Genomic DNA, 25,827 nt, shown 5'->3' on the forward strand with positions numbered 1-25,827 from the left:
TTATATTGTGATTGCTATAGAGAATAGCATCAAAATTTAAAACATGGATCCTAAAGAAAATCTCAAAAATCTAGGACTTGAACTTCCTACAATATCAACACCAGGTGGCAATTATGTTTCTGTAAATATTAGAGATAACATAGCTTACATCGCCATTCAATTTCCTATTTTAAATGAAAAGTTCTTATACCAAGGTAGATTAGGGAATGAGATTTCAACCGAACAAGGGTATAAAGCTATGGAACTATGCGCCTTAAATGTATTGGCTCAAGTAGAAAGTAAAATTGGTTTTCATAAAATTATAGGTTTAAATCATTTTGATGCCTACTTTCAGTCAGCAGAAAACTGGGACGAATCGCCAAATGTTGTCAATGGAGCATCTAATTTGTTCGTAAAGGTTTTAAATGAAAAAGGCCAACACTCAAGAGCAATATTTGGAGTACATAAATTACCCAGAAATTTCTGCGTTGGACTAACAGCTACCTTTACCATTAAAACCGAATAAAGACCATGGAGCATAGCGTGATAAAAATACATTAACTCAACTTATACGCTGTGGTTACAATGACACCGTGTTGATCAACAACCCTTAACAGCTCTTTTGACTTCACTGTTTTTAAGTTAAAAGGTGACTCCTGTAACTTTATACCGCTTTTCATTTTAAGCCTTGTACCTTGACCCGAAACAATGTCTATGTTGGCAACAAACTTTTTGTTTGGCAAGTGCTCCGTAACAATAACATAGGTGTACTGCATTAACTTACGGGTAATCTGAAGAACTTCGGTATTGGATAAATGTTGTAGTACTTGTCTTAAGATAGCGCAATCTGCAACAGGAAGGTCATCTACCGCAATATCCAAACATTGAAACTCAACGTTCTTTGATTTAAACTTTTTCTTGTTGTACGTAATTAATTCGGGTACTATATCAACGGCAACATAATTCTTGGTATAACTTACCAGTTCTTTACCTATATTAAAATCTCCACATCCTAAATCACACACGGAAATAGGGTTTTCAAATGAAGTTAAAAAAGTAGTTAATGTCTCTATATAAGGTTTTACAATTTCCGGCTTATGAGAACCTTCACCCGAATAAAAATCTTCAGTACCACTACCCCACAGATTCATTTCATACACTTGTTGCATAGCCTTTTTGGTTGGCCAAGGAATCTTATTTGGTTTAATACCCTTTTTATCAGTATTCATAAGCAACAGTGCAAAATTTCGACTTCAAAATAAGGTATAAAAATTTAAAAATCACCACCTAACCTGAGAACATAAAATTAGTTTGCGTACAAATTCCCCTATTCATGGCTTTCAGCAGGTAGTTACCCCAAACTATCAGTGGTGATTATTTAATACTTATAATCGTTTATTTAAAGAAGGCTATTTTAATACCCATAGAAATAAATGCCAAGCCTCCTATTTTATTTAACAGTTTACTTGAACTAGGGTTTTCTTTGATCTGGTTAGAAAAAACACTTGCGAACAAGGTTAAAATAATATACCAAACCACCCCTATAAACGCATAAGTTACACCTAACATTACATACGGCATTGGGTTATGTATTTGGTTGGCGGATATAAACTGCGGAAAAAAAGCAACAAAGAATAATGCAACTTTTGGATTTAATGAATTAGTCAAAAAACCTGACCAAAAATCACTTTTCACCTTTTGACCATTAGTTGACAATTGCTCTAAACCATCAAAATTTGTTCTTTTTCCATAAGTTGCCACCCCTAAATAAATGAGGTAGGCAGCACCTAAATATTTAACTGCGGCAAAGGCAAAGGCTGATTTGGCCAATAATACGGACACTCCCATTGCCGCACACAAAGTATGCGTCAATATACCCACATTTACTCCTAATGCCGCTTGTATTCCCGATTTTCTTCCTTGTCCCAAAGACTTGTTCAGCACAAAAAAAGTGTCTAAACCAGGTGTCATTATAAACAATAATGCCGACACCATAAAGGTTACAAAATTTTCTATACCCATAGCTCTATAATTTTAAAAATCCACAAGGCAAAGAAATGACTCTAAAGGTTTATGAAAAATACATATTTGTAGCTTTTTAATGCATAAATTGCATTAATTATGACTACACAGCAAATAAAATATTTTTTAAGCCTTGCCACGGAACTTCATTTTTGGAAAGCTGCAGAAAAATTGTTCATATCTCAATCTACCTTAAGTAGACAAATTCAATCATTGGAAGAAGAAATTGGTTATCAACTATTTAAACGAGATAAACGCAATGTAAAACTCACAGATGCGGGTATTTTCCTTAAGGACAAATGGGCAACTACCATCAATGACCTTGATCATTTTCAAAAACAGGCAAAGAAGATAGACCAAGGCACTTCTGGCCATATTTCCCTTTCTTACCCAGGTTCTATTGCCTTTAGTTATCTACCGCTTTTCTTAAGTAAAATCAACGCTAGCATACCAGATTTAAAACTAGAATTAACTGAGCCTATAGATGAAAACCATGAAAAATTGCTACTTAATTATGATACCGATATTGCTTTTAATAGAGATGCTATAAATAACACTCATATAATGTCGTATAAATTACATACTGAACCTATCTGCCTTGTTGTTTCAGAGAAACATTGGTTGACCAATACAACCTTAAAGGATCTAAAGGTGTTGCAAGATGAAAAATTCATTATTTCTGGCTTACATAGAAACACTTACTTTCCTTCACTATTAAGAAGTCTTTTTCAAAAAAACGGTTTTGAGCCAAAAACTGTTATTGAATCTGATTTTGGAGGTATGATCATTAATCTAGTAGCACAAGGCCTAGGCATATCTATACTACCGTTATCCTATAAATTCTCAAATGCAATTGGCGTTAGGTTTATAGAGCTAGATGAGACTATTAGCTTATTTATGAACTGGAGAAAAAATGATCCTAATAGAATAACAGAAAGAGTAGTTAAACTTGCCAAAGAAATGACAAACCCTACTTAAATCAATATTTTAAAGTTTGTAGAATAAATGGATCCAAATAGATCTTGATAGCCTAAAATTAAAAGTGCTCAACAATATAGTTACCAAAGCAATAATAGTAAATACCCGCAACGGAGACAGATCCACAAAATACCAAAACAACACAAGGCTTATTATCATTTGTGCCACAGCCAAGGCATAACTAACGAACATAGCTCCAAAAAAGAAGCCCGTTTCTTTTTCAAATTTAAAATTGCATTCAGAACACCTTTCATTCATTGTCGGCATTTTAAACAAAAAAACATTTCCTTGCCCACTAAAGACCTTACCCTCATTACAATTAGGACATTTGCATTTTAAAACATTCAACACTTTACTCATGACCCCCATTTTTATACTGCAAAATTAAGACATAAAGTAAAGGTTTCGGTCGTATCATAAGCGCATATATTTGTACTTTTAAGACATTTTATATGAAAATACCCGTTTTACATATTAGTCAGTTTTTAAAAAACAAGCCGTTACACAGTCTTTATGTAAACTCTTTTGCAGACCATATTCAAATCAATAAGAATCTTATAAATAAACCTCATAGCCATAATTTTTACTTGTGCGTTATTTTTACCAAAGGCACCGGCACACATGAAATAGATTTTGACACCTACCCAATAGAACCCGGAAAGGTCTTCTTCTTAAAACCAGGGCAGACTCATTTTTGGAAATTTGAATCGCAACCAGAAGGTTATATTTTCTTTCACTCTCAAGAATTCTATGAACTTAAATTTTTGGATCATTCCCTAAATTCTTTTCCTTTTTACTATTCCAACCAAAACCCGCCTTTGCTTCAATTATACAAAGAGAAATTGAAACACCTAACCACTGTTTTTCAAGAACTTTTTACAGAGTACAGAGAAGAAAATTTACTAAGAGAAGCTAAAATCATTAGTCTTATACACTATATATACATAGAACTAACGCGTGAATATACTGCCGACACTATTATAGAAAAATTAGGATCTAACAGCTATGCGAATATACTTGAGCGACTGGAAAAATTAATTAACGCACACTTTTACACCGAAAAATTACCTAAATTCTATGCTGAAAAACTAAGTATTACAACCAAACACTTAAACAGAGTGGTTCAAAAGACCATCAGCAAAACTACAACTACCTTGATCTCTGAGCGTATCATGTTAGAAGCTAAACGTTTGATCGTTCATTCTAATGACAACCTAGCCAATGTTGCAGACACCTTGGGGTATTCTGACTATGCCTATTTTTCAAAATTCTTTAAATCAAATACAGGGATGACCCCAATGGAATTCAGAAAAATATATTTTCATTAAACCACTACAAGATATCATGATGAATTTAGAAACAAACAAAAGGAACGCCATCGCTTTTTACAGAACGGCATATTTAGGAAACCCAAAACTGGCCATAGAAATGTATGTTGGCAAAGAATACCTTCAGCATAATCCCGCAGTTGCCAATGGTACGCAAGGTTTTATAGATTATTTTGAAGGCATGCAAAAAGAATACCCTGAAAAATCTATTGAATTTGTACGTTGCATTGCAGAAGGAGATTTGGTTGCATTACACACGCACCAAGTATGGCCAGGAAATGACCAATATGTTACAATGGATTTTTTCAGGTTTGATACAAATGGAAAAATATGCGAACATTGGGATGCTATACAGCAAATACCAGAGAAATCTGAAAATCCAAATACTATGTATTAATCCATCAACTTAAAGTATTATGAATAAAATTAATATTCAAGGCATTAATTGGGATGCAAAATCATCTTTTCAAAGAGGTCCTGCAAAAGCACCTGCCCTAATCAGAAAAGCACTGTACAGTGATTCTATGAACTTATGTACGGAGCTTGGAACAACAATAGAAAATGACCTAATAACGGATAATGGTGATTTCAATATTGAAGACTATTTTGATATCGCCACTATTACCCAAAAGAATATTGAAAACGGTGAAAAGTTACTGACCTTGGGTGGCGACCACTCTATAACTTTCCCGATTATTAAGGCGTTTCATGACCATTATCCAAAACTTGACATTCTACATATTGATGCCCATGCAGATCTATACCATGACTATGAAGGCGATCCTTACTCCCACGCTTGTCCTTTTGCCAGAATTATGGAAAACGGCTATGCCGTAAAACTTGTTCAAATAGGCATTCGTACCTTAAATCCACATCAGGCAGATCAAGCAAAAAAATACAATGTTGACGTGCATGAAATGCGTAACCTAGATTTGAACGCCATACCTAAATTTAAAAATCCGCTTTATGTTTCCTTGGATATGGATGGTTTTGACCCTGCCTTTGCACCAGGGGTTTCTCATCATGAACCGGGCGGACTCTCTTCTCGTCAAGTTATAGATTTAATTCAGGGTATAGACGCCCAAATTGTGGGTGCCGATATTGTAGAATATAACCCTGACCGAGACTTTCATGACATGACCGCATATTTGGCAGCTAAAATGATGAAAGAGCTTTTAGGAAAATTGATGGTCCATTAAATTAAAAATCAATAAAAAACCATTAAATTGACCTGTTACTAAATTGAAAACCCCTAATGCCAACTAGCTTTAAAAACTTTTTGAAACTCCATAAAGTTTCCCTCACCTTAGCGGTATTAAGTTTTGTATTCTACTATACGTTTGCCTATCTTTTACCTAGAACAGATTTCATAAAACTGCTTACCCTATTTGTTGCCCTATTCTTTTTCTGTTTTAAGCTGATACAATTTGAAAAACACAACTTTAGGTTTTTACTGGGTATAGGCATCATATTTAGACTGGTATTTTTATTTGCAGAACCTAATCTTTCACAAGATTTTTATAGATTCATTTGGGACGGACATTTAGTAGCCAATGGCAATAACCCCTATCTACACACTCCAGATGAGTTAATACAAAACATAGTATCAATAATACCGAATGCCAAAGAGCTGTACGACGGTATGGGTAGTTTAAGCGCAAGGCACTACAGTAATTACCCCCCTTTAAATCAACTTATTTTTGCCTTGGCCACAATTCTTGGCGGCAAGAGTCTTTTTGGATCATTATTCGCTATGCGTTCAATTATTATTCTGGCAGATATAGGTATTTTCTATTTTGGCAGAAGGTTATTAAAAAACCTTAATCGATCTCCGCATTTAATATTCTGGTATTTCATTAATCCGCTTGTAATAGTTGAACTCACCGGAAATCTTCATTTTGAAGGGGTTATGTTATTTTTCTTTATTCTATCGATGTTTTTATTGTCAATCGATAAATGGAAAACCGCCGCAATGGTTATTGCCTGCTCTATTTCCATAAAATTAGTACCTCTTTTATTCCTTCCTATTTTTCTAAAATATTTGGGTTGGAAAAAAAGTATTGTTTTCTATAGCATTATCGGCATCACTTCCATAGCTCTTTTTCTGCCTTTTAACACGCCAGAATTTATAGACAACTATAGTAGAACCATTAAACTTTGGTTCTCTAATTTTGAATTTAACTCTAGCCTCTATAACCTTGCCAAAAAAACAGCCGTTCATTTTGATGCAAAACCTTGGGAGTTCATTAAAGAATACGGTAAAATTACCCCACTAATAACTGTTATTACCGTAGGGTTATTTACATTTCTCCCAAAAAAATACGACTTAAACAGGGTACTTTGGTCAATGATGTGGGTTTTGACCATTTATTATTTCATATCTACCACAATACACCCTTGGTATATTATATTTTTAGTGCTACTATCTATTTTCACTTCATATAGATATGCCATTATTTGGTCTGCCGCCGTAGTACTTAGTTATTATGCATATTCCCAAGCAGATTTCAAAGAAAGCCTTTGGCTTTTAGGCATTGAATATATTTCAGTATTTGCCTATTTGACTTTTGAATTTGTTGCACATCGTAACAAAAAGTAAACTTTTTGTAAAAATTATGTCATGCGGGATGTCAAATAAATATAATTTGTACATTTACCCCGTAATGAACGAAATAAACTACTTTTTATATAGCACCGTGAGCCCAGTGGCTCTAGCGCGCCCGTTCACATCTCGCCGTCGTCGCCCGTAAGGGTAAGATATATTTATGGAATTAGGTGAGTCCATTTCCGCACAACAAATCAAATTTATTTTTTACACTTTTAAATCTAACTGGCAATGAACTTAATTGTTGCTAACGAATCACATTTTAAATACGCTCAGGATATCTGCGATACCATAGCTGAATCTGCCAAAGTACGCGGTACCGGCATAGCAAAACGAACCCCAGAGTATATTCAAAGAAAACTTTCTAACGGTAATGCCATACTTGCATTGGACGGAGATAAATTTGCGGGTTTCTGCTATATAGAAGTATGGGGACACGAGAAATTTGTAGCAAATTCCGGACTTATAGTACACCCAGATTATAGAGGGCAAGGTCTAGCTAAAAGTATTAAAGCCAAAATCTTTGAATTAAGCAGGGAGAAATTTCCCGATGCTAAAATATTTGGAATCACCACAGGTTTAGCAGTGATGAAAATCAACTACGAACTAGGCTATAAACCAGTTACATTTTCTGAACTTACAGATGACCCTGAGTTTTGGAAAGGCTGCCAAACTTGTAAAAATTTTGACATCCTTACGAGAACTGAACAAAAAATGTGTCTCTGTACCGGTATGTTATATGACCCTACCACAAAGAAAAAAACTGAGAACACTAAAGAAATGAACGGGAAGGCATTTACAAGATTAAAAAGTATAAAAGAGAGTTTGTTTCTGAAAAAGAAATAAGAGAATAGAAGTTATGGAGCTTAAAATGACTTTTACCAATTACAGATTTAATGATCAAAGTCTTATTTTTTTCTTCTAGCCTCTCAACTCAAAACCTATAGAACCAAAATAAATAATTATCCGGCTTGCCGGAATTGAACATCATACAATGAAAAAATTAGTACTAGCATACAGCGGCGGATTGGATACTTCTTATTGCGCCAAGCATTTATCAAAAGACAAAGGATTTGAAGTTCATGCAGTAAGCGTGAACACAGGAGGTTTCTCTGTTGCGGAAATAAAGGAAATTGAGAAGAAAGCTATTGAACTGGGTGCTTCTTCTTATACCTCTATAGATGCCGTACAGACCTTTTATGATAAAGTAGTAAAGTATCTTATTTTTGGTAATGTACTTAAAAACAATACCTACCCACTTTCCGTAAGTGCAGAAAGAATTGTACAGGCAATAGAAATTGTAAACTACGCTAAAAAGATAGGCGCTGGTTATATTGCCCACGGTAGCACAGGCGCGGGTAACGACCAAGTACGTTTTGATATGATTTTCCAGATCATTGCCCCAGAAATTGAAATCATCACGCCTATTAGAGATAACAAATTAGCTAGGGAAGAAGAGATCGCATACTTAAAAGAAAACGGTGTAGATTATCCTTGGGAAAAAGCAAAATACTCTATTAATAGAGGACTTTGGGGTACTTCTGTTGGTGGCGAAGAGACATTAACTTCAGAAAAGCCCTTACCAGATAGCGCCTACCCAAGCCAATTACAGGAAAAGAACCCTACAGAGGTAAAACTTACTTTTGAAAATGGCGAATTGGTTGCTATTGATGGTGCAAAAGACAACCCAGTTGCAAATATTGAAAAACTAGAGGATTTGGCATCTAAATATGCCATTGGAAGGGATATTCACGTTGGCGATACTATTATAGGTACCAAAGGCAGAGTTGGGTTTGAGGCTCCTGCTTCTTTAATTATCATAAAAGCACACCACTTATTAGAGAAACATACACTTACAAAGTGGCAACAATATCAAAAGGAACAACAAGGCAATTTCTATGGTATGTTATTGCATGAAGGCAATTACTTAGATGCCGTAATGCGTAACATAGAAACCTTCTTGACGGATACTCAAAAAACGGTTTCCGGAGATGTATTTGTAGGCTTATATCCATTTCAGTTCAGGTTACACGGTATTTCATCTAAACATGATTTAATGACCGATGCTTTTGGTAAATATGGCGAGGTCAATAAAGGATGGACAGCAGATGACGCTAAAGGATTTATTAAGATCCTTTCAAATTCCGGAAAAATCTACAACCATGTAAATGGGGATAAATAGTTAGGAAAAAATAGTATTAAGTAATGAGTACAAAGTATTAAGTAAAGAATTAAAAGTGTTGTTTAAGTACTTCGTACTTAATACTTAATACTTAATACTTAATACTTCGCACTAATTACACAAAAGAAAATTATGATTAAAGCAGGTATTATTGGTGGTTCTGGGTATACGGGAGGTGAGCTAATTCGCATCTTATTACATCACCCAGCAACTGAAATCGATTTTGTATTCAGTACTACTAGAGCTGGAAAAAAGGTGACAACGGCTCATCCAGATCTATTGGGGGTTACTGATATAGCGTTTACGGGTAATGTAAATCTAGATGTAAACGTTGTTTTTCTATGTTTAGGCCATGGTAATTCTACCGCATTTTTAAGGGAGCATCATTTTTCAAAAGATACCGTTATTATAGATCTGAGCAATGATTTTAGATTGCACACCGACGCCAATTTCAATGGTAAGGAGTTTGTTTATGGTTTACCGGAATTATTCAAATCCGAAATTGAAAATGCAAAATATATAGCTAATCCAGGTTGTTTTGCAACTGCTATCCAATTGGCATTGCTACCCTTGGCAAAAGCCGGGTTGTTGGACAATGAGGTACATATAAATGCTGTAACCGGTAGTACCGGTGCGGGTGTTAGTCCGTCTTCCACATCGCACTTTTCATGGAGAAATAATAACGTTAGCTGGTACAAACCTTTTACACATCAGCATTTAGGGGAAATCAACGAGAGCTTACATTCATTTCAAAAAGATACTGGCAATCTGTATTTTATGCCCAATAGAGGGAATTTTACCCGTGGTATTTTGGCAACTTCTTATACCAAATTTGAGGGTAGTTTAGAGGATGCTAAAAAAATCTTTCAGGAATTTTATAATGATGCGGTGTTCACCCAAATATCAGATGAGCCCATCAATTTAAAACAAGTGGTAAATACAAATCAATGTCACATCCATTTACATAAACATGAAGATGTGCTGTTGATCACCTCTGCCATAGATAACTTATTAAAAGGTGCGTCTGGGCAAGCAGTGCAGAACATGAACTTAATTTTCGGTTTGGAAGAAAACCTAGGACTTAATTTAAAAGCCGGGGTCTTCTAAATGATTTGTTGGACTATTGAAATAACATAAGATTGAAATAAAATTAATGGGGACTAATTTTAAGTAGTGATATGAAATTTACGGTTTACTTCATACTTTTTACTTAGCACCTTTTACTTAATACTACACCAAACATGAAAACAGCCATTATAGGTACAGGTAATTTAGGACTTTCTATTGCTAAAGGCATATTGAACAGTAATGGTGCTACCAGTATGTACCTTACCAAAAGAGATACCACAGCTATAGCAGAATTTGAGAAATATGATAAGGTTACCGTTACAAATGACAATAGAATAGCCGTTGAAAATTCAGATATTTTAATTTTTGCAGTACAGCCTATTCATTTTGCCGCCATTCTAGAAAGTATAAAAGATCTATTGACGGATAAGCATGTAATCATCTCAACTATTACCGGATTTAGCATCGAAAAAATAGAAGCGGTAATTGGTAAAGACAACTTTATCATAAGAAGTATGCCCAATACGGCTATTTCCGTGGGTAAATCCATGACCTGTATCTGTAGCAACGAAAAAGGCAAAAAAAGGGTTGAATTGGCAAAAGCCATTTTTAATAGAATGGGACATTCTATGGAAATCCCCGAAGGTCAAATGCAGGCTGCAACCGTAATCTGTGCAAGTGGTGTAGCTTTTTGGATGCGCTTAATACGTGCCACCACCCAAGGAGCCATACAACTTGGTTTTGATGCCAAAGAGGCGCAAGAGCTTGCCATGCATACGTGTAACGGTGCCGCAAGTCTTTTAATAGAATCCGGCAATCATCCTGAAGAAGAAATTGACCGTGTTACCACGCCTATGGGTTGTACCATAACCGGTTTAAATGAAATGGAACACCAAGGTTTAAGCTCATCATTGATACGCGGAATTATTTCCTCTTACGACAAGATCACCGAATTCAAAAACAAGTAAACACGCTACCCAACCCGTTCATTATTTTGAACTTGAAACTTTTCAACTATGAAATTATTTGACGTTTACCCTTTGTATAATGTAACCCCGGTTTCCGCAAAAGGCATTGTAGTAACTGATGACCAAGGACAGGATTATTTGGATTTCTACGGCGGGCATGCCGTTATTTCCATTGGCCATTCGCACCCACATTATGTAAAGCGTTTAAAAGACCAATTGGATAATATTGGGTTTTATAGCAATGCGGTACAAAACCCTTTACAGGTAGAATTGGCCAACAAATTGGGTGAAGCATCCAATTGTGAAGATTACAATCTATTCATGTGCAACTCTGGCGCAGAGGCAAATGAAAACGCATTGAAAATGGCTTCTTTTGTAACCGGAAAATCAAAGGTAATTGCCTTTAACAACGGTTTTCATGGACGTACTTCTGCTGCGGTAGCAACAACGGACAATCCATCTATCAATGCTGAAATTAACCTGCAACATGAAGTTGTTTTTCTTGACCTAAACGACAGTAAGGGTTTTGAAAGGGAAATATCAAAGAATGTTTGTGCCGTTATCATTGAATCTATTCAAGGCGTTGGTGGTTTAGATGAACCTACGACCGAATTCTTACAAAAGGTTGCTTTGTTATGTAAAGAGAATGATGCATTGTTAATTGCAGATGAAGTACAATGCGGATTTGGCAGAAGCGGAAAATTCTTTGCATTTCAACATCATAATATTCAACCGGACATCATTAGTATTGCTAAGGGAATGGGAAACGGTTTTCCGGTAGGTGGTATTCTTATTCACGAAAGTATAAAGGCAAAATACGGAATGTTGGGCACCACTTTCGGTGGCAATCATTTGGCTTGCGCAGCCACCATGGCGGTTTTAGAAGTAATTGAAAAAGAAAATCTAATTCAAAATGCTAAAGCATTAGGCGAATATTTCAACGAAAAGGCAAAAGAAATTCCGCAAGTAACGCGGGTAAAAGGAAAAGGCTTAATGTTAGGGCTTGAATTTGATTTTCAGGTTGCCGATCTCCGTAAAAAATTAATTCACGAACATTTTCTTTTTACAGGTGGCGCAAAAGATAAAACAGTGCTAAGAATTTTACCTGCCCTGAATATTACAAAACAAGATTTAGACGTGTTTTTTACAGCTCTTAAAAAAGCCCTATCATGAAGACAACCCTAAGCATATCTAAAAGGAATGCCGTACTTAAGCGTATGGCCGAATTGGTACAGCAAGAAGAATCAATTCTAATATCTGCCAATGAAAAAGATTTAAATTCTTTTGAATCAGGCGATATCGCAATGGTAGATCGCTTAAAGGTAAACAAGACCAAGGTAGCAGAAATGATTTCTTCCTTAAAAAAATTAGCTGCCTTGCCAGACCCTTTGCATGTAGAACGTTTTCAATTTACCCATGAAAATGGTTTAGAGATCAGTAATAAAACTGCACCTTTCGGTACGATCATGATTATTTATGAATCTAGGCCAGATGTTACCATTGAAGCTGCGGGCATCGCATTTAAATCGGGCAACAAAATATTGCTAAAGGGGGGCAAAGAGTCTTTGAACTCCAATTTGGTTTTAGTAAACCTATGGCACAAAGCTTTGGAGTCTTGCGATTGTGCTACGGATTGGGTGACTTACCTTAATTATTCTAGAACAGAAACTCAGCAGTTTTTAGAAAAACCAACACAAAAACTAGACCTAATTGTACCTAGAGGCGGCGAAAAGCTGATCGCTTTTGTTAAGCAACATGCACAGTGCCCGGTAATAGTAAGCGGTAGAGGAAATAACTTTGTATATGTTTCGCACGAGGCAGATTTGCAAATGGCACTGGATGTTATCATCAATGCAAAGACCACAAAAATTTCCGCTTGTAATGCCGTTGACAAAGTCATCATTTCAAGAGATTTACCACGCAAGGCAGAATTTTTAAGTCATTTGGTCAAGACCCTTAAAAAACACAATGTTGAAATTTTGACCGATGCCAAATTAGCCGGATTAGATGGCACCTCTCAAATGGAAAATGAATCTGTTTGGTTTGAAGAGTTTTTGGATTATAAAATTGTTCTAGGGCAAGTGCCAGATGTAGATGAAGCCGTACAGCTCATCAATACCTATGGAGGCGGCCACTCCGCTTCTATCATTACTAAAAATGAAGAGGAAGCAGACGTTTTCATGCAATCTGTGGACACCGCTGCGGTATACCATAATGCATCTACCCGCTTTACGGATGGCGGACAATTTGGACTTGGAGGAGAACTAGCTATTAGTACAGATAAATTACATCAACGCGGCCCTATAGGTTTACAGCATCTAGTAACCAATAAGTGGTACGTAAAAGGAAATGGACAGGTAAGGTAGTTAGGAGTTAGGAGTTAGGAGTTAGGAGTTAGGAGTTAGGAGTTAGGAGTTAGGAAAATAAGATTTCACCTAACATAAACGATATTAAAATGTTGAAAAAGAGAATTTTATTGAAATTAGGTTCCAATACCTTAACCAAAGACACTGATCATATTTCCCGAGGAAAAATTGAGGATATTGGTCGGCAAATTGCCGCTCTAAAAGATAAGTTCGAATTTATTATTGTGAGTTCCGGTGCCATTGCCGCTGCAAGGCAGTTTGTTAAGTTGGAACATAATGGAGAAGAAATTAATGTAAAGCAGGCATTGGCATCTATTGGTCAGCCTCATCTAATGCGCATTTTTCAAGAAAATTTTAGGGAGCTTGGGCTCTTTACATCACAATGTTTGTTATCCTATTCCGATTTTGAAAATGAGCAAACTAGAGCGAATATTAAAAACACCATTAATGTTCTTGTTGCCAACAACTTCATTCCTATCATTAATGAAAATGATACCGTTGCTACTGATGAGATCAAATTTGGTGATAACGATAAATTGGCCGGTTTAACTGCATCGCTTTTATCTGCTGACATTCTTATCATTGCTACAAATACAGATGGTATTTACACAAAATCGTCTTTAACGACTTCCACACCAAAAACAATAGAAGCCGTTTCAGACCTGACCAAATTGCTAAAAGAAATAGGGGAATCCAAATCTACCCACGGCACCGGTGGCATGCAGTCAAAAATTGATGCAGCCACCATTGCACAAAAAGCAGGTATTGAAACCTGGATCACCAATGGGCTGAACGATAACTTTATTGTTGATGCCATTGAAAATAAAAGCACATTTACAAAAATAACATCATCATGAATTACCTTTCAATAAACGATATAGACGTTTTATCCAACTGGGTAAAAGAAGCCATAACACTTAAAAAACAACCTAAAAAATTTAAGGAATTAGGTAAAGATAAAACTATTGGGTTGTTATTCTTTAACAACTCGCTTCGTACACGTTTAAGTACCCAAAAAGCAGCAATGAATTTGGGTATGGAAGTTATTGTGATGAATTTTGGTAGCGAAGGTTGGGCTTTGGAATATGCCGATGGTACCATTATGGACCAAGGAACTTCTGAACATATTAAAGAGGCCGCCCAAGTAATTTCGCAGTATTGCGATATCATTGCCATCCGTGCCTTTGCCGGTTTAGTAGATAAGGAACTAGATGAAGCGGAAGAGGTGCTCAACGGTTTTAAAACATATGCTACGGTACCTATCGTAAATATGGAAAGCTCTGTGGGGCACCCATTACAAGCATTAACCGATGCCATTACTTTAGAGGAACACAATTTTAAAAACAACCCTAAGGTTGTTCTTTCTTGGGCGCCGCACCCAAGGGCTCTACCACATGCCGTTGCCAATTCATTTGTACAAATGATGCAAAAGCAACATGCCGATTTTGTGATTACGCATCCTGAAGGTTATGAACTGGACCCTAACATTACAAAAGATTGTACTATTGAGCACAACCAAGAGAAGGCTTTAGAAAATGCCGATTTTGTTTATGTAAAGAACTGGAGTAGTTATACCGATTATGGTCAAATAAAATCGCAGGACCCAAACTGGCAAATGACACTTAAGAAATTAGGCAAGGCAAAATTTATGCACTGTCTTCCTGTTCGTAGAAATGTTGTTGTTGCCGATGAAGTTTTGGATAGTGACCAGTCTTTGGTTATAGAACAGGCAAATAACAGAACCTACGCAGCACAATTGGTGTTAAAGAAAATACTGGAGAGCAATGAAAATTAATAAGTGGATTTATATTGGTATTGCGCTATTCGCCCTCATCCTTTTTGTAATGAATATGATAGATATTGACCATAGCACCGCTCATTGGAAAGCCTATATGGGTCCGGTCAGTAATATTATTCTAATAATCGCCATGGTACTCATGTTCAAATTTGCAGATTATGAAAAATAAATTAAGTGTTGTAAAAATTGGTGGTAATGTCATAGAAGACGAAAACGCCTTAGACGTTTTTCTCACTGCCTTTTCTAAACTTGAAGGCTTAAAAATTTTGGTCCATGGTGGTGGAAAATTAGCCACTCAATTAGCAACCAAACTTGGCATTGAGTCTAAAATGATAGATGGCAGGCGTATTACCGATGCCGAAACCGTTGATATTATAACCATGGTGTATGGCGGTTTGGCAAACAAGAAAATAGTTGCGCAACTACAAGCTAAAAACACCAACGCAATTGGATTAAGCGGTGCAGATGGTGATAGCATACAGGCTCATAAACGTCCTGTCAAAGAAATTGATTACGGATTTGTAGGCGATATAGATGGTGTAAATGCTGCATTATTATCCAAGCTTTTAGCGGCAGATTTAACTCCCATTTTCTGTGCCTTATCGCACGATGGTGCCGGACAGTTATTGAACACCAATGCAGATACGATTGCCTCTGAAATTGCAATAGGCATGGCACTTACCTTTGAAACAACGTTGTATTATTGTTTTGAGAAAAAAGGGGTTTTAATGGAAATTGCCGATGAAAACAGCGTAGTTAAACAAATTGACACCAATACCTATAAATCACTTTTATCCGATGGTATCATTGCTGACGGAATGTTGCCAAAACTTCATAATTGCTTTCATGCCCTGAACCACAACGTAGCAAAAGTATGCCTGGGCGATGTTACCATGTTAGATAAAAATATAGAACTGTTCACGACAATAAAACTTTAAGATGAACCAAACAGAACTTACAGAAAGTGCAATTGCATTACTGAAACAACTCATATCAATAGAATCTTTTTCTAAAGAAGAAGATAAAACAGCGAATGCAATACAGGCTTGGCTGGCAAAATATGATATACCTACGGAAAGAGACCTCAACAATATTATTGCTAAAAATAAATATTGGGACGACTCAAAACCTACATTATTACTGAATTCGCACCACGATACGGTAAAACCAAATACGGCATACACCAAAGATCCTTTTTTGCCCCACATTGAAGATGGCAAGTTGTTTGGTCTTGGTAGCAATGATGCTGGCGGTCCGTTGGTGTCTCTTTTAGCAACATTTGTAAATTATTACCATGATGAAAACCTCAACCATAATATTCTTATGGTCGCTTCTGCAGAAGAAGAAAATGCAGGTGAAAATAGCTTGCGCGGTTTATTGCCAAAACTTCCACATATAGATGTAGCCATTGTTGGTGAACCTACTTTGATGCAACTTGCTATTGCTGAAAAAGGATTGGTGGTTTTTGATGCTGTTGTTAAAGGTACTCCATCGCACGCCGCACATCCAAACAATGATAATTCCATATACAACACCATTAAAGTTCTGGAATGGTTCAAGAATTATTCTTTCGAAAAATCTTCTGAAGCCTTGGGCGATGTGAAAATGACGGTTACCCAAATAAATGCTGGCAAACAACATAATGTGGTACCGGCACAAGTAGATTTAGTAGTAGATGTACGTGTAAACGATGCATATAGCAATAAAGAAATTGCAGATTTATTGAAGAAGGATGCGCCATGCGAATTAAAGGAGCGATCTTTGCGTTTAAATTCATCGAAAATAGATAAAGACCATCCGTTGGTGCAATCTGGTATTGCCTTGGGCAGAACAACATATGGATCACCTACATTATCCGATCAAGCAGCGTTAAGTTGCCAATCGTTAAAATTAGGACCTGGGGACAGCACACGCTCCCACTCTGCCAACGAATTCATCTATGTACATGAAATTGAAGAAGGTATAGATTTATATATTAAATTATTAAAAGGCTTCCTTTCAATCAACAATTAACAATAACCAATTACCAATAAGCATTGTTCATTGCTTAATTGATAATTGATAACTGACAACATATGAAACTCTGGGATAAAGGATTTAGCACCGATAAAAAAATTGATCACTTTACAGTTGGCAACGATAGAGAATTGGATTTACACTTAGCAAAATACGACGTTATTGCCTCTAAGGCACATGCAAAAATGCTGGGTAAAATAGGATTGATTTCCCCCAAGGAAACCGCTGAACTTGTAAAAGAACTTGATAATATTGCCGCGCGAATAGAAAAAGGCACATTTTCTATAGAAAATTCTTTTGAAGACATGCATTCTAAAATTGAATACATGCTGACACTAAGTCTAGGAGATACCGGTAAAAAAATACATACTGCACGTTCTAGAAACGACCAAGTTCTTGTAGCCATGCATTTATACCTAAAAGATGAATTGACAGAAATAAAGGCGATGACCAAATCGCTTTTCAACCTTCTTTTGGTAAAAGCACAAGAGCATAAAGATGTTATGCTACCAGGTTACACACACTTACAGATTGCCATGCCATCTTCTTTTGGGCTATGGTTTTCCGCCTATGCAGAAAGCTTAATAGATGACCTTTATTTTATTGAAGCGGCCTACAAAGTTGCAAATCAAAATCCGTTAGGTAGTGCTGCCGGTTACGGTAGTTCATTTGCTATAGACCGTAGTTTTACCACCAAAGAAATGGGTTTTGAAACCATGAAATATAATGTGGTTGCAGCACAAATGAGTAGAGGAAAAGCTGAAAAAGCTACCGCTTTTGGCATTGCCAACATTGCAGCTACCCTATCTAAAATGGCCATGGATATTTGCTTGTATATGAGTCAGAATTTCGATTTTATTTCTTTTCCAGATGAGTTGACCACGGGTTCCAGTATTATGCCACACAAGAAAAATCCCGATGTGTTTGAGTTGGTACGTGGCAAATGCAACAAACTACAGTCTATTCCTAATCAATTGACATTGGTCATCAATAATCTACCTAGTGGTTACCACAGAGATTTGCAATTGGTGAAAGAAATTATTGTTCCGGCTATTCAGGATATGAAGGCTTGTTTAGAGATTTTAACTTTTAGCCTAAAGGAAATCAGAGTGAACGATAGTATTCTAGACGACCCAAAATATGATTATTTGTTTAGTGTAGATACATTAAATGAGTTGGTACAAAGCGGTATGCCGTTTAGAGATGCTTACAAGAAAATGGGTATGGAAATCAACGCAGGTACTTTTACACCTAAAAGAGATATTCATCATACACATGAAGGAAGTTTAGGTAATTTATGCTTGAAAGAGATTCATGACAAAATGAAAAAACTTAATTAATTTTCACATACTTATCAGAATAAATCTTGGTAAACTGCGCTCCAAAAGTGACTATTAAACTAGAGTAGGACACCCAAAGCATGACCAAAATTATACTCCCGGCCGCCCCATAGGTAGAGCCGGGTTCCGCTTTTCCAAAATAGAATGCCAAAGCATATTTACCAAGTAAAAATAATACTGCAGTAAGCGCGGCACCTACTTTAACTGCTTTCCAACGAACATGAGTACTGGGCAAATACTTGAACATAGCCCCAAATAATAAGTAAATAAAACCTAGTGATAATATTAGATCCAGTACGAATCCAAGTTCTAACATACCATCTGGCAAAAGTCTGGAGAGCTGCGTTGAAAATGCCGATAATAGAGAAGTCAACACAAAACTAACCAATAATAAAAAGCCAATAATAATTATAAAACCAAAACCTTTTAATCGCATAAACAATGTAGAAATAAACTCATTTGTGTATTTAGGTTTTGCCTCCCAAATTTCATTCAATGCGTTTTGTAGCTGATAAAATACTCCCGTAGCACCATAAATTAACACACCGATTCCTAAAAGGGTAGCAATCAATGAAGTTTGCTGACTACCTTGATCCTTGATCATCTCTTGAATAGATTGTGCGGTTTCTGGTCCCATGGCAGAAGAAATTTCAGCGAACAATTCTCCCTGAACTATTTCCTTACCCCAAATACCACCAACTAATTCCAATATTAAAATAAGCAGACCTGGCAATGACAATATTGCATAATATGCTATAATAGCACTAATCTGAAATGGCTCCTTTTCCATCCAAGCATGATACGTTTTCAGTAATAACTTAGGGAGATGGGTTAGTTTAAATTTGGAATTCTGTCTATTAATCTTTTCTACCTGTGCCATACGTACTGAAATGAATTCAAATAAATTTACCCGTATAACCTTTAATGCAATAATGCTATAGCATAAATTACTAACTCTTATTCCTTCAGAAAATTAATTAATTCAGAAAATCCCTTTTAACAATTTATGAATGAACTCTAATTTTTTCTCAACAGGTTTTGAGATTATAAACGGGTAGGGATCGTCTTCTCCTAAAGAACGGTTCATACTATTAAGTGTAAATAAAAGGGGAATACCTGTTTCCATTATTCTACTAAAATCAGTAACGGTATAAGGATCAAAAGCCGCATTCATTTTCAGTCTTTTCTTAGCAATTATTTTAGAGTTAGTTTTGAGACCGAAATTATAGGCGGTTTCCAATACATCAGTCAAGTGTAAGTAATGGGACCACGTTTCTGCCCAATCTTCCCAAGGGTGGGATGATGCATATTTACTTATAAAACTTTGTTGCCAATTTGCCTTTGGACCATTATTATAATGGGTGGTCAATGCATCTGCATACGATTGAGATTCATCACCAAAAATGCTCCTAAAATCCGCTAATACCTCCGGATTATCACGAATTAGCAAATCCCAATAATAATGTCCCACCTCATGCCTAAAATGACCGAGTAAAGTTCTATATCGCTCTGCCATTTGCTGTTTTACCTGCTCGCGAACAACAGGATCGGCTTCCGCTATCATAAGGGTAATTACACCATTTGCATGACCCGTTTTTAATCCTTTTGATTCTTCTGGAAGCTCATCTTTCTCTAAAAAATCAAAGCAAAAACCTTTGTCATCATCTACAGTTTTACTAACTACCGGTAGTCTAAAACGTAATAATTGATATACCAATCTGTGCTTGGCAACCTCTATATGTTTCCATTTTTTAAGATTATCATCATCTAAAAGATGCGGAATTGTTCTGTTCAGGGTACAGGCAAGACAGAATTTGCGACCTCTAGAAACGTCAACCAACCAGTTACAGACCGTGTGCTTATAGTTCTCACAATACTCATAGGTCTTTCCATCCAGTTCTTTAACCTGCCATGTAGCAGCGCTTGGATCTAAAGAAACAATTTTATTATAATATGACGAATAGCCCAGTTTAAAACCGCAGTTTAAACATGTATTGTTTTCAAAAACAACTGTACTCTTACAATTGGTACACTGAAATAATTTCATATCCTATAGCCTTTATTAAGACAAGGAGCATGTACTATTTGATCATTTTGAAATTAATGATTTCTTGTTCTGTCAAATATCTCCAGTGCCCTCTTGGTAAATCTTTTTTGGTAAGACCACCATAAACTACCCTATCCAATTTTTGGATCTTATATCCTAAGGTTTCAAACAAACGCTCTACAATTTTATTTCTAGAACTATAAATTTCAATACCAACTTCCCTTTTGGGAGCATCCGCAATGAAACTAATATCCTGTACACGAACTACTTTTTCATCTACAACGACCCCTTCTTGAATTTTCTTTAAATCGGCACTTCGTAATTCTTGCTCAAGTACTAAATGATATATTTTACGTAGACCGTTGATAGGGCTTTTTAACGTCTTGGTCATATTACCATCATTGGTAAACAAAAGTAAACCTGTATGTTCTTTTTCCAATTTATCTACAGGAAGTAATTTTGACTTAGAAGCACTTGATATTAATCCAGAAACGTGTCTTTTACCTCTTTCATCGCGAATGGTGGTAACAAAGTCTTTTGGTTTGTTAAGTAGTACGTATTCTCTTTTGACCGGATTCAATAATTGACCATCGAATTTTACCTCATCGCTTAACTTTACCTTGTAACCCATTTCGGTTACAGGCTTACCATTTACTGTTACACTACCGGCGGCAATGTATATATCGGCATCTCTCCTAGAACATACACCAGAATTGGCCACGTATTTATTCAATCGAATTGAATTAGGATCTTGCGGCTTGCTTGGAGTTACATTTTTTTTAATGGGCGAATTACCACGGGCGTAGCTCTTTTTTTTAAAATTACCACCTTGCCTACCCGACGGTTTCTTACCTCTACTAGAATCATCCCTGCTCATAATTGTACCAATTTTGCACAAAGGTAGCAAATTGCATTGCGGTTCAAATAGTTATATGAAACATATTACCAACAACTACAATATTCTATTTAAAACTAAGTCTATGTCAATAAGAAGAATACTGAACACCCCCATTACTATGATCAATTTGAGAATATTATGCAACCAAACATAATCTTTACGTGCCTTGGCCCTAAACAATAAGACTATAAACAACAGTAATAGAAGAACACATAATATAAAATAGATATTCATGTGGCCAACATCAAATCTAAAAATCAATAATAACGACGGTACTAAAGTCAAAAGAATTAAAAATGAGATTACTAATTTAGATGTTCTTGCGCCATATATAATAGGAATGGTCCTATAATTCTGTGCTAAGTCACCAGAGATATTTTCCAAATCCTTAATTATCTCTCGAGCAAGAATAAGTAAAAAGAGAAATACGGCATGCACAAATATTACCGTCTGTATATTCTTATAATAAATAAACACCACAAAGAAAGGAGTAATAGCTAATGTGGCGGAAATAAAATTACCTAAAAACGGAATTCTTTTTAGCTTATGGGAGTAGATCCAGATACCAAAAATATAAGAGGAAAAAAAGAATACAGCTTTAAATGAAACATAACTGGCCGCAATTACCGCTATAAAATTCAACACAAAATAAGTAGTTAGCTTAAACCGTTGGCTTACCAAACGATCCAGCATACTTTTTCTTGGTTTATTTATGAGGTCTTTTTCGGCATCATAAAAGTTATTAATGATATAACCACCCGCAATAACCAAAGCAGATGCCAATACGATAACAAAGAGATTAATATCCAATACTACTCTACGTACCGGAAGTTCTGGAGCAAGTATATAAATGGATGCCAAATATTGCGCTAGAGCTATAACTAAGATATTATACCCCCTAACTACTGAAAACAGACTCAATACTTTTAACAGTAAGAGTTTATTTTTTCTATTAAGCATTATGGAAATTACCTAAAAATTATAAACTACTTCCAGTTTATAATCTTTTAACGCAGTTTTAGCTTTTTCCAAATCCTCTGTAAACCCTAATATGTAGCCACCACCACCTGAACCACACAATTTTAGGTAATAGTCATTGGTGTCTATACCTTTTTTCCATAAATCATGGAACTTTGCCGGTATCATTGGCTTAAAGTTATCCAATACTACGTGCGATAGCTGTTTTAAATTACCGAACAGGGATTTTATATTACCATTTACAAAGTCTTCTACACATGCATCCGTATGCTTTATAAATTGGTTTTTCAACATACTTCTAAATCCATCATTCTTCATTTGCTCCATGAAAATCTGAATCATAGGAGCGGTCTCACCAATAATACCGCTATCCAATAAAAATACAGCTCCTTTACCTTCTGCATTCTGTGATGGAATACTTGTTGATTCAATATTATCCTTAGAATTAATGAGAATGGGCAAACTTAAATAACTGTTCAAAGGATCAAGGCCAGAGGACTTGCCATGGAAAAACGACTCCATTTTACCGAATATCGTTTTTAGTTTCAACAATTTCTCTCTGGTTAAATTTTCAAGAACGGTAATTTTATGTTGAGCATATTTATCATAGATTGCTGCTACCAAAGCACCACTACTACCTACGCCATACCCCTGTGGTATTGAACTATCAAAATACATACCCGCTGCAACATCTGACTTTAAAGTATCCAAATCAAATGACACCAATTTAGGCTCATCTATGGTCAACTTTTCCAAATACAGGGCAAAAGCCTCTAAACTCTTGTTAGATTTTGTTGCTTCTTTAGAAACACTTGCGTCAGATTTTAAGGCCCCTTTATAAAAATTATAAGGAATGGATAAGCCTTTGGAATCTTTAATAATGCCATACTCCCCGAAGAGAAGAATTTTTGAATAAAATAAAGGTCCTTTCATTTTTAATAACTAAGCAAGCATTGAACTTATATAAATATAGTCAAAGAAACACATAAAGTTGAACGTTTTACCCAAAAAGGTTAAACAAAATAGTAAAACCGTTCTTTTTACAAACGTAGGTTGCACACAAATAGTGTGCAAATCATTTACAACTTCTTAGCACCCAGACCAATTCGATCACAAATATACTGCCCATTTTGACAAAAAGAAATTAACTTCTCTTTAATAAACGGAAAAACGATATCTTTTTCATTTTCAGGGTATAGCACATGTACATTTGCCCCTGCATCTAATGTAAAACAAACATGGGTATTGGATGTTTGTCTAAACTTCCAAATTTCATTTATAATAGAAAGTGTATTGGGTTTCATTAAAATAAAATAAGGATCACTAGTCATCATCATAGCATGCAAAGTAAGTGCCTCACTTTCTACTATACCAATAAAATCATTTAAGTTACCCTCTGCCAAGATTGTACGCAGCTTATCTAAATTCTCATGAGCTTGTTCAAATCTTTGCGATGCAAACGGATGACCATGCATAAGCTCATGACCAACTGTACTACTTACTTGTTTCTCCCCTTTGTCTACCAACAAAATGGTATCATGAAAATTATTGAAAATATCATGTACTTTGTTGGGATATTTAACCCCAAACAAATTTGAACTACCTTCAACCGAAGAGGTTTCTCCCCACTGCACCAAAGGACCTTCAATACTTCGGCATGCACTACCAGACCCTAAGCGCGATATAAAGGATACCTTATTGTTGAAAAAATCATCAGTAATTGGTGCCGAAAAAGTCCTTTCCATTTCCATAAAACATAAAGCTAAAGCAGACATTCCACTGGCAGATGAAGCAATACCACTACTATGCGGAAATGTATTTGATGTTTTTATGACCAAATGATATTCTTTTAAGAAAGGTAGATATTTTTCTATCCTTTTTAAGAATGTTTTAATCTTTGGTTTAAACTCTTCTTTTGGCTGATCTTCAAAAAATAGATCAAACGAGAATTCGTCATCCTTTCTTATTTTTTTCTTGTATTCTACACTGGTTTTGGTCATACAAGCGGCCAGTGTAAAACTTATAGACGGATTGGCAGGTATTTGATTCTCCCTTTTTCCCCAATATTTAACCAATGCAATATTGCTAGGTGATGTATACCCAACAATACCTTCTTCTTTCAATGTAATGTATGATGATGGAATAAAATCTTTTTCTGACATTGAATTTTCAATTTGTGCAAATATAGTTTTTAGGGCTATCAATTAAAATAAATCCTTATTTTAGAGCTAAACACCAGCCAATTGAAAAGAAAGCTTACCTACATATTAATCGGCATAGTAATATGCTCTACTATAGGTTTCTTGAGTAGTGTAGTTACACAGAGCTCTGTAAATAGCTGGTATTTAACACTGAACAAGCCAAGTTTTAATCCACCTAATTGGATTTTTGCCCCCGTTTGGAGTGTACTCTACATTATGATGGGTATTTCTGCTGGTTGGGTCTGGGCAAAAGGTTTTCACCATAAATGGGTTAAGACCGGACTTTATCATTTTGGATTTCAATTACTCTTAAACGGTTTATGGAGTATTGTTTTTTTTGGACTTAAACAGCCCTTATTGGCCCTATTGATCATTGTAGCGCTATTAATTGTTCTGGCACTTACTATAAAATGGTTTAAGGTAGTCAGTAAATTTGCAGCATATCTATTGACTCCATATTTCTTATGGGTATGCTTTGCTACGGCCCTAAATTTTAAAATATGGGAATTGAACTAATTGGACAGTTCTAACAGCTTACTCATTGTCCTGTAATTTCTAGTGGTTGCCTCAACTTTCAACTTACGCTCAACATAATTATTATTCAATTTTGCTTTACCATAACCCGCTGTACATTTTAGATACATACAGTCATTGGCAACTAAAAAATCTTCAGTTTTAAATGTCTCTTTGCTTAACTTATCTACAGCTTCTACGTTTGGTATCTCATTCAGCAGAACAAAGTAATTTTGTTTTTGCAAATTCTCATCATCTGTTTTAAACGGATTCCGATCTAATATTTCTTTTAATTTAGAAATGGTCATCACTATGACAGGAACGTTAAAATTAAAATGGCTGAGAATTGCCTTAGATATCAGATTTTCTAATTCTTTGGAATTTTCCAATCCACTTTTAAATACCACGTTACCACTTTGTATATACGTTTTAACATCTTCCAATTTTTGCTTGGAGAGCAATTCTTTTAGCTCCGCCATTTGAATCTTATGCTTGCCACTTACATTAATGCCTCTTAAAAATGCAATATAGGTGTTCATA

29 protein-coding genes are annotated in these 25,827 nt (G+C 35.7%); 19 read left to right on the forward strand and 10 right to left on the reverse strand.

Going from position 1 to position 25,827, the window contains the following annotated elements; all coding sequences use genetic code 11:
* Positions 1–43 precede the first annotated feature (43 nt).
* Positions 44–505: a RidA family protein gene (locus VBZ51_RS06070; protein ID WP_099191100.1), complete on the forward strand. Its 462-nt coding sequence runs from the start codon at positions 44–46 to the stop codon at positions 503–505.
* 31 nt (positions 506–536) lie between these two features.
* On the opposite strand, the gene VBZ51_RS06075 is transcribed toward VBZ51_RS06070, so the two are convergent.
* Both VBZ51_RS06075 and VBZ51_RS06080 read right to left on the reverse strand, forming a co-directional pair.
* Positions 537–1,208: a class I SAM-dependent methyltransferase gene (locus VBZ51_RS06075; protein ID WP_416576374.1), complete on the reverse strand. Its 672-nt coding sequence runs from the start codon at positions 1,206–1,208 to the stop codon at positions 537–539.
* A gap of 166 nt (positions 1,209–1,374) precedes the next feature.
* A complete protein-coding gene (locus VBZ51_RS06080) occupies positions 1,375–2,001 on the reverse strand; it encodes a LysE family translocator (protein ID WP_416576375.1) in 627 nt (208 codons plus the stop codon).
* 99 nt (positions 2,002–2,100) lie between these two features.
* On the opposite strand from VBZ51_RS06080, the gene VBZ51_RS06085 reads away from it, so the two are divergent.
* Positions 2,101–2,979, forward strand: a complete 879-nt coding sequence (locus VBZ51_RS06085; RefSeq protein WP_058105023.1) for a LysR substrate-binding domain-containing protein — start codon at positions 2,101–2,103, stop codon at positions 2,977–2,979.
* Between the two features lie 9 nt (positions 2,980–2,988).
* Here VBZ51_RS06085 and VBZ51_RS06090 read toward each other — a convergent pair whose 3' ends face one another.
* Positions 2,989–3,237 (reverse strand): DUF983 domain-containing protein, encoded by a 249-nt coding sequence (locus tag VBZ51_RS06090; RefSeq protein ID WP_244745288.1) that lies wholly within the window; start codon positions 3,235–3,237, stop codon positions 2,989–2,991.
* Positions 3,238–3,431: 194 nt separating this feature from the next.
* On the opposite strand from VBZ51_RS06090, the gene VBZ51_RS06095 reads away from it, so the two are divergent.
* From VBZ51_RS06095 to argH, 16 genes are all read left to right on the forward strand, one after another.
* A complete protein-coding gene (locus VBZ51_RS06095) occupies positions 3,432–4,307 on the forward strand; it encodes a helix-turn-helix domain-containing protein (RefSeq protein WP_416576376.1) in 876 nt (291 codons plus the stop codon).
* Positions 4,308–4,326: 19 nt separating this feature from the next.
* Entirely contained in the window at positions 4,327–4,704 is a 378-nt protein-coding gene (locus tag VBZ51_RS06100; RefSeq protein WP_416576737.1) for an ester cyclase, read from the forward strand.
* Positions 4,705–4,723: 19 nt separating this feature from the next.
* On the forward strand, positions 4,724–5,506 hold the full coding sequence (gene speB, locus VBZ51_RS06105; RefSeq protein ID WP_416576377.1) for an agmatinase: 783 nt from the start codon (positions 4,724–4,726) through the stop codon (positions 5,504–5,506).
* An 80-nt stretch (positions 5,507–5,586) separates the two neighbouring features.
* Entirely contained in the window at positions 5,587–6,906 is a 1,320-nt protein-coding gene (locus VBZ51_RS06110; RefSeq protein WP_416576378.1) for a mannosyltransferase, read from the forward strand.
* A gap of 237 nt (positions 6,907–7,143) precedes the next feature.
* A complete protein-coding gene (locus VBZ51_RS06115) occupies positions 7,144–7,758 on the forward strand; it encodes a GNAT family N-acetyltransferase (RefSeq protein WP_058105019.1) in 615 nt (204 codons plus the stop codon).
* A gap of 148 nt (positions 7,759–7,906) precedes the next feature.
* Positions 7,907–9,094, forward strand: a complete 1,188-nt coding sequence (locus tag VBZ51_RS06120) for an argininosuccinate synthase (RefSeq protein WP_099191086.1) — start codon at positions 7,907–7,909, stop codon at positions 9,092–9,094.
* Positions 9,095–9,226: 132 nt separating this feature from the next.
* Positions 9,227–10,201: an N-acetyl-gamma-glutamyl-phosphate reductase gene (gene argC, locus VBZ51_RS06125; RefSeq protein WP_416576379.1), complete on the forward strand. Its 975-nt coding sequence runs from the start codon at positions 9,227–9,229 to the stop codon at positions 10,199–10,201.
* A 134-nt stretch (positions 10,202–10,335) separates the two neighbouring features.
* The gene (proC, locus tag VBZ51_RS06130) at positions 10,336–11,130 is read left to right on the forward strand and encodes a pyrroline-5-carboxylate reductase (protein ID WP_071340427.1); all 795 of its coding nucleotides are present in this window, start codon (positions 10,336–10,338) and stop codon (positions 11,128–11,130) included.
* Positions 11,131–11,178: 48 nt separating this feature from the next.
* Positions 11,179–12,303, forward strand: a complete 1,125-nt coding sequence (locus VBZ51_RS06135) for an aspartate aminotransferase family protein (protein WP_416576380.1) — start codon at positions 11,179–11,181, stop codon at positions 12,301–12,303.
* Positions 12,300–13,496, forward strand: a complete 1,197-nt coding sequence (locus tag VBZ51_RS06140) for a glutamate-5-semialdehyde dehydrogenase (RefSeq protein ID WP_416576381.1) — start codon at positions 12,300–12,302, stop codon at positions 13,494–13,496. The genes VBZ51_RS06135 and VBZ51_RS06140 overlap by 4 nt, the downstream gene beginning before the upstream one ends.
* An 89-nt stretch (positions 13,497–13,585) precedes the next feature.
* Positions 13,586–14,353 carry a glutamate 5-kinase gene (proB, locus tag VBZ51_RS06145; RefSeq protein ID WP_058105013.1) on the forward strand — a complete coding sequence of 256 codons (768 nt, stop codon included), beginning with the start codon at positions 13,586–13,588 and terminating at the stop codon, positions 14,351–14,353.
* A complete protein-coding gene (locus tag VBZ51_RS06150; protein ID WP_058105012.1) occupies positions 14,350–15,291 on the forward strand; it encodes an acetylornithine carbamoyltransferase in 942 nt (313 codons plus the stop codon). The genes proB and VBZ51_RS06150 overlap by 4 nt, the downstream gene beginning before the upstream one ends.
* Positions 15,281–15,463, forward strand: a complete 183-nt coding sequence (locus tag VBZ51_RS06155; protein WP_210708242.1) for a hypothetical protein — start codon at positions 15,281–15,283, stop codon at positions 15,461–15,463. The genes VBZ51_RS06150 and VBZ51_RS06155 overlap by 11 nt, the downstream gene beginning before the upstream one ends.
* Positions 15,453–16,232, forward strand: a complete 780-nt coding sequence (gene argB / locus VBZ51_RS06160) for an acetylglutamate kinase (RefSeq protein WP_416576382.1) — start codon at positions 15,453–15,455, stop codon at positions 16,230–16,232. The genes VBZ51_RS06155 and argB overlap by 11 nt, the downstream gene beginning before the upstream one ends.
* 1 nt (position 16,233) lies before the next feature.
* On the forward strand, positions 16,234–17,307 hold the full coding sequence (locus VBZ51_RS06165) for a M20 family metallo-hydrolase (RefSeq protein WP_416576383.1): 1,074 nt from the start codon (positions 16,234–16,236) through the stop codon (positions 17,305–17,307).
* A 62-nt stretch (positions 17,308–17,369) separates the two neighbouring features.
* Positions 17,370–18,650 (forward strand): argininosuccinate lyase, encoded by a 1,281-nt coding sequence (gene argH / locus VBZ51_RS06170; protein WP_416576384.1) that lies wholly within the window; start codon positions 17,370–17,372, stop codon positions 18,648–18,650.
* On the opposite strand, the gene VBZ51_RS06175 is transcribed toward argH, so the two are convergent.
* The 6 genes from VBZ51_RS06175 to VBZ51_RS06200 form a co-directional block, all read right to left on the reverse strand.
* Positions 18,643–19,530, reverse strand: coding sequence for a YihY/virulence factor BrkB family protein (locus VBZ51_RS06175; protein WP_416576385.1), 888 nt, complete (start codon positions 19,528–19,530; stop codon positions 18,643–18,645). The genes argH and VBZ51_RS06175 overlap by 8 nt on opposite strands.
* A gap of 102 nt (positions 19,531–19,632) precedes the next feature.
* Positions 19,633–20,697 carry a zinc-binding metallopeptidase family protein gene (locus VBZ51_RS06180; protein ID WP_416576386.1) on the reverse strand — a complete coding sequence of 355 codons (1,065 nt, stop codon included), beginning with the start codon at positions 20,695–20,697 and terminating at the stop codon, positions 19,633–19,635.
* Positions 20,698–20,731: 34 nt separating this feature from the next.
* A complete protein-coding gene (locus VBZ51_RS06185; protein WP_071340436.1) occupies positions 20,732–21,574 on the reverse strand; it encodes a pseudouridine synthase in 843 nt (280 codons plus the stop codon).
* A gap of 75 nt (positions 21,575–21,649) precedes the next feature.
* Positions 21,650–22,555 carry a geranylgeranylglycerol-phosphate geranylgeranyltransferase gene (locus VBZ51_RS06190; RefSeq protein ID WP_321828371.1) on the reverse strand — a complete coding sequence of 302 codons (906 nt, stop codon included), beginning with the start codon at positions 22,553–22,555 and terminating at the stop codon, positions 21,650–21,652.
* Between the two features lie 12 nt (positions 22,556–22,567).
* The gene (locus VBZ51_RS06195; protein ID WP_058105003.1) at positions 22,568–23,506 is read right to left on the reverse strand and encodes a mevalonate kinase; all 939 of its coding nucleotides are present in this window, start codon (positions 23,504–23,506) and stop codon (positions 22,568–22,570) included.
* Positions 23,507–23,652: 146 nt separating this feature from the next.
* Positions 23,653–24,735, reverse strand: a complete 1,083-nt coding sequence (locus VBZ51_RS06200; protein ID WP_416576387.1) for a diphosphomevalonate/mevalonate 3,5-bisphosphate decarboxylase family protein — start codon at positions 24,733–24,735, stop codon at positions 23,653–23,655.
* A gap of 81 nt (positions 24,736–24,816) precedes the next feature.
* Here VBZ51_RS06200 and VBZ51_RS06205 point away from each other — a divergent pair, with 81 nt between their 5' ends.
* Positions 24,817–25,290: a TspO/MBR family protein gene (locus VBZ51_RS06205; RefSeq protein WP_416576388.1), complete on the forward strand. Its 474-nt coding sequence runs from the start codon at positions 24,817–24,819 to the stop codon at positions 25,288–25,290.
* On the opposite strand, the gene VBZ51_RS06210 is transcribed toward VBZ51_RS06205, so the two are convergent.
* Positions 25,287–25,826 carry a DUF1697 domain-containing protein gene (locus tag VBZ51_RS06210; RefSeq protein ID WP_091608688.1) on the reverse strand — a complete coding sequence of 180 codons (540 nt, stop codon included), beginning with the start codon at positions 25,824–25,826 and terminating at the stop codon, positions 25,287–25,289. The genes VBZ51_RS06205 and VBZ51_RS06210 overlap by 4 nt on opposite strands.
* Between the last annotated feature and the right edge of the window lies 1 nt (position 25,827).

The organism is Maribacter sp. HS, from assembly GCF_048059195.1.
Classification (GTDB): domain Bacteria; phylum Bacteroidota; class Bacteroidia; order Flavobacteriales; family Flavobacteriaceae; genus Maribacter; species Maribacter dokdonensis.

Excerpts from the sequence above, each read along its gene's own strand:
- VBZ51_RS06070 (WP_099191100.1), top strand. The coding sequence starts at position 44 with ATGGATCCTAAAGAAAATCTCAAAAATCTAGGACTTGAACTTCCTACA.
- VBZ51_RS06075 (WP_416576374.1), bottom strand. The coding sequence starts at position 1,208 with ATGAATACTGATAAAAAGGGTATTAAACCAAATAAGATTCCTTGGCCA.
- VBZ51_RS06080 (WP_416576375.1), bottom strand. The coding sequence starts at position 2,001 with ATGGGTATAGAAAATTTTGTAACCTTTATGGTGTCGGCATTATTGTTT.
- VBZ51_RS06085 (WP_058105023.1), top strand. The coding sequence starts at position 2,101 with ATGACTACACAGCAAATAAAATATTTTTTAAGCCTTGCCACGGAACTT.
- VBZ51_RS06090 (WP_244745288.1), bottom strand. The coding sequence starts at position 3,237 with ATGAATGAAAGGTGTTCTGAATGCAATTTTAAATTTGAAAAAGAAACG.
- VBZ51_RS06095 (WP_416576376.1), top strand. The coding sequence starts at position 3,432 with ATGAAAATACCCGTTTTACATATTAGTCAGTTTTTAAAAAACAAGCCG.
- VBZ51_RS06100 (WP_416576737.1), top strand. The coding sequence starts at position 4,327 with ATGAATTTAGAAACAAACAAAAGGAACGCCATCGCTTTTTACAGAACG.
- speB (WP_416576377.1), top strand. The coding sequence starts at position 4,724 with ATGAATAAAATTAATATTCAAGGCATTAATTGGGATGCAAAATCATCT.
- VBZ51_RS06115 (WP_058105019.1), top strand. The coding sequence starts at position 7,144 with ATGAACTTAATTGTTGCTAACGAATCACATTTTAAATACGCTCAGGAT.
- VBZ51_RS06120 (WP_099191086.1), top strand. The coding sequence starts at position 7,907 with ATGAAAAAATTAGTACTAGCATACAGCGGCGGATTGGATACTTCTTAT.
- argC (WP_416576379.1), top strand. The coding sequence starts at position 9,227 with ATGATTAAAGCAGGTATTATTGGTGGTTCTGGGTATACGGGAGGTGAG.
- proC (WP_071340427.1), top strand. The coding sequence starts at position 10,336 with ATGAAAACAGCCATTATAGGTACAGGTAATTTAGGACTTTCTATTGCT.
- VBZ51_RS06135 (WP_416576380.1), top strand. The coding sequence starts at position 11,179 with ATGAAATTATTTGACGTTTACCCTTTGTATAATGTAACCCCGGTTTCC.
- VBZ51_RS06140 (WP_416576381.1), top strand. The coding sequence starts at position 12,300 with ATGAAGACAACCCTAAGCATATCTAAAAGGAATGCCGTACTTAAGCGT.
- proB (WP_058105013.1), top strand. The coding sequence starts at position 13,586 with ATGTTGAAAAAGAGAATTTTATTGAAATTAGGTTCCAATACCTTAACC.
- VBZ51_RS06150 (WP_058105012.1), top strand. The coding sequence starts at position 14,350 with ATGAATTACCTTTCAATAAACGATATAGACGTTTTATCCAACTGGGTA.
- VBZ51_RS06155 (WP_210708242.1), top strand. The coding sequence starts at position 15,281 with ATGAAAATTAATAAGTGGATTTATATTGGTATTGCGCTATTCGCCCTC.
- argB (WP_416576382.1), top strand. The coding sequence starts at position 15,453 with ATGAAAAATAAATTAAGTGTTGTAAAAATTGGTGGTAATGTCATAGAA.
- VBZ51_RS06165 (WP_416576383.1), top strand. The coding sequence starts at position 16,234 with ATGAACCAAACAGAACTTACAGAAAGTGCAATTGCATTACTGAAACAA.
- argH (WP_416576384.1), top strand. The coding sequence starts at position 17,370 with ATGAAACTCTGGGATAAAGGATTTAGCACCGATAAAAAAATTGATCAC.
- VBZ51_RS06175 (WP_416576385.1), bottom strand. The coding sequence starts at position 19,530 with ATGGCACAGGTAGAAAAGATTAATAGACAGAATTCCAAATTTAAACTA.
- VBZ51_RS06180 (WP_416576386.1), bottom strand. The coding sequence starts at position 20,697 with ATGAAATTATTTCAGTGTACCAATTGTAAGAGTACAGTTGTTTTTGAA.
- VBZ51_RS06185 (WP_071340436.1), bottom strand. The coding sequence starts at position 21,574 with ATGAGCAGGGATGATTCTAGTAGAGGTAAGAAACCGTCGGGTAGGCAA.
- VBZ51_RS06190 (WP_321828371.1), bottom strand. The coding sequence starts at position 22,555 with ATGCTTAATAGAAAAAATAAACTCTTACTGTTAAAAGTATTGAGTCTG.
- VBZ51_RS06195 (WP_058105003.1), bottom strand. The coding sequence starts at position 23,506 with ATGAAAGGACCTTTATTTTATTCAAAAATTCTTCTCTTCGGGGAGTAT.
- VBZ51_RS06200 (WP_416576387.1), bottom strand. The coding sequence starts at position 24,735 with ATGTCAGAAAAAGATTTTATTCCATCATCATACATTACATTGAAAGAA.
- VBZ51_RS06210 (WP_091608688.1), bottom strand. The coding sequence starts at position 25,826 with ATGAACACCTATATTGCATTTTTAAGAGGCATTAATGTAAGTGGCAAG.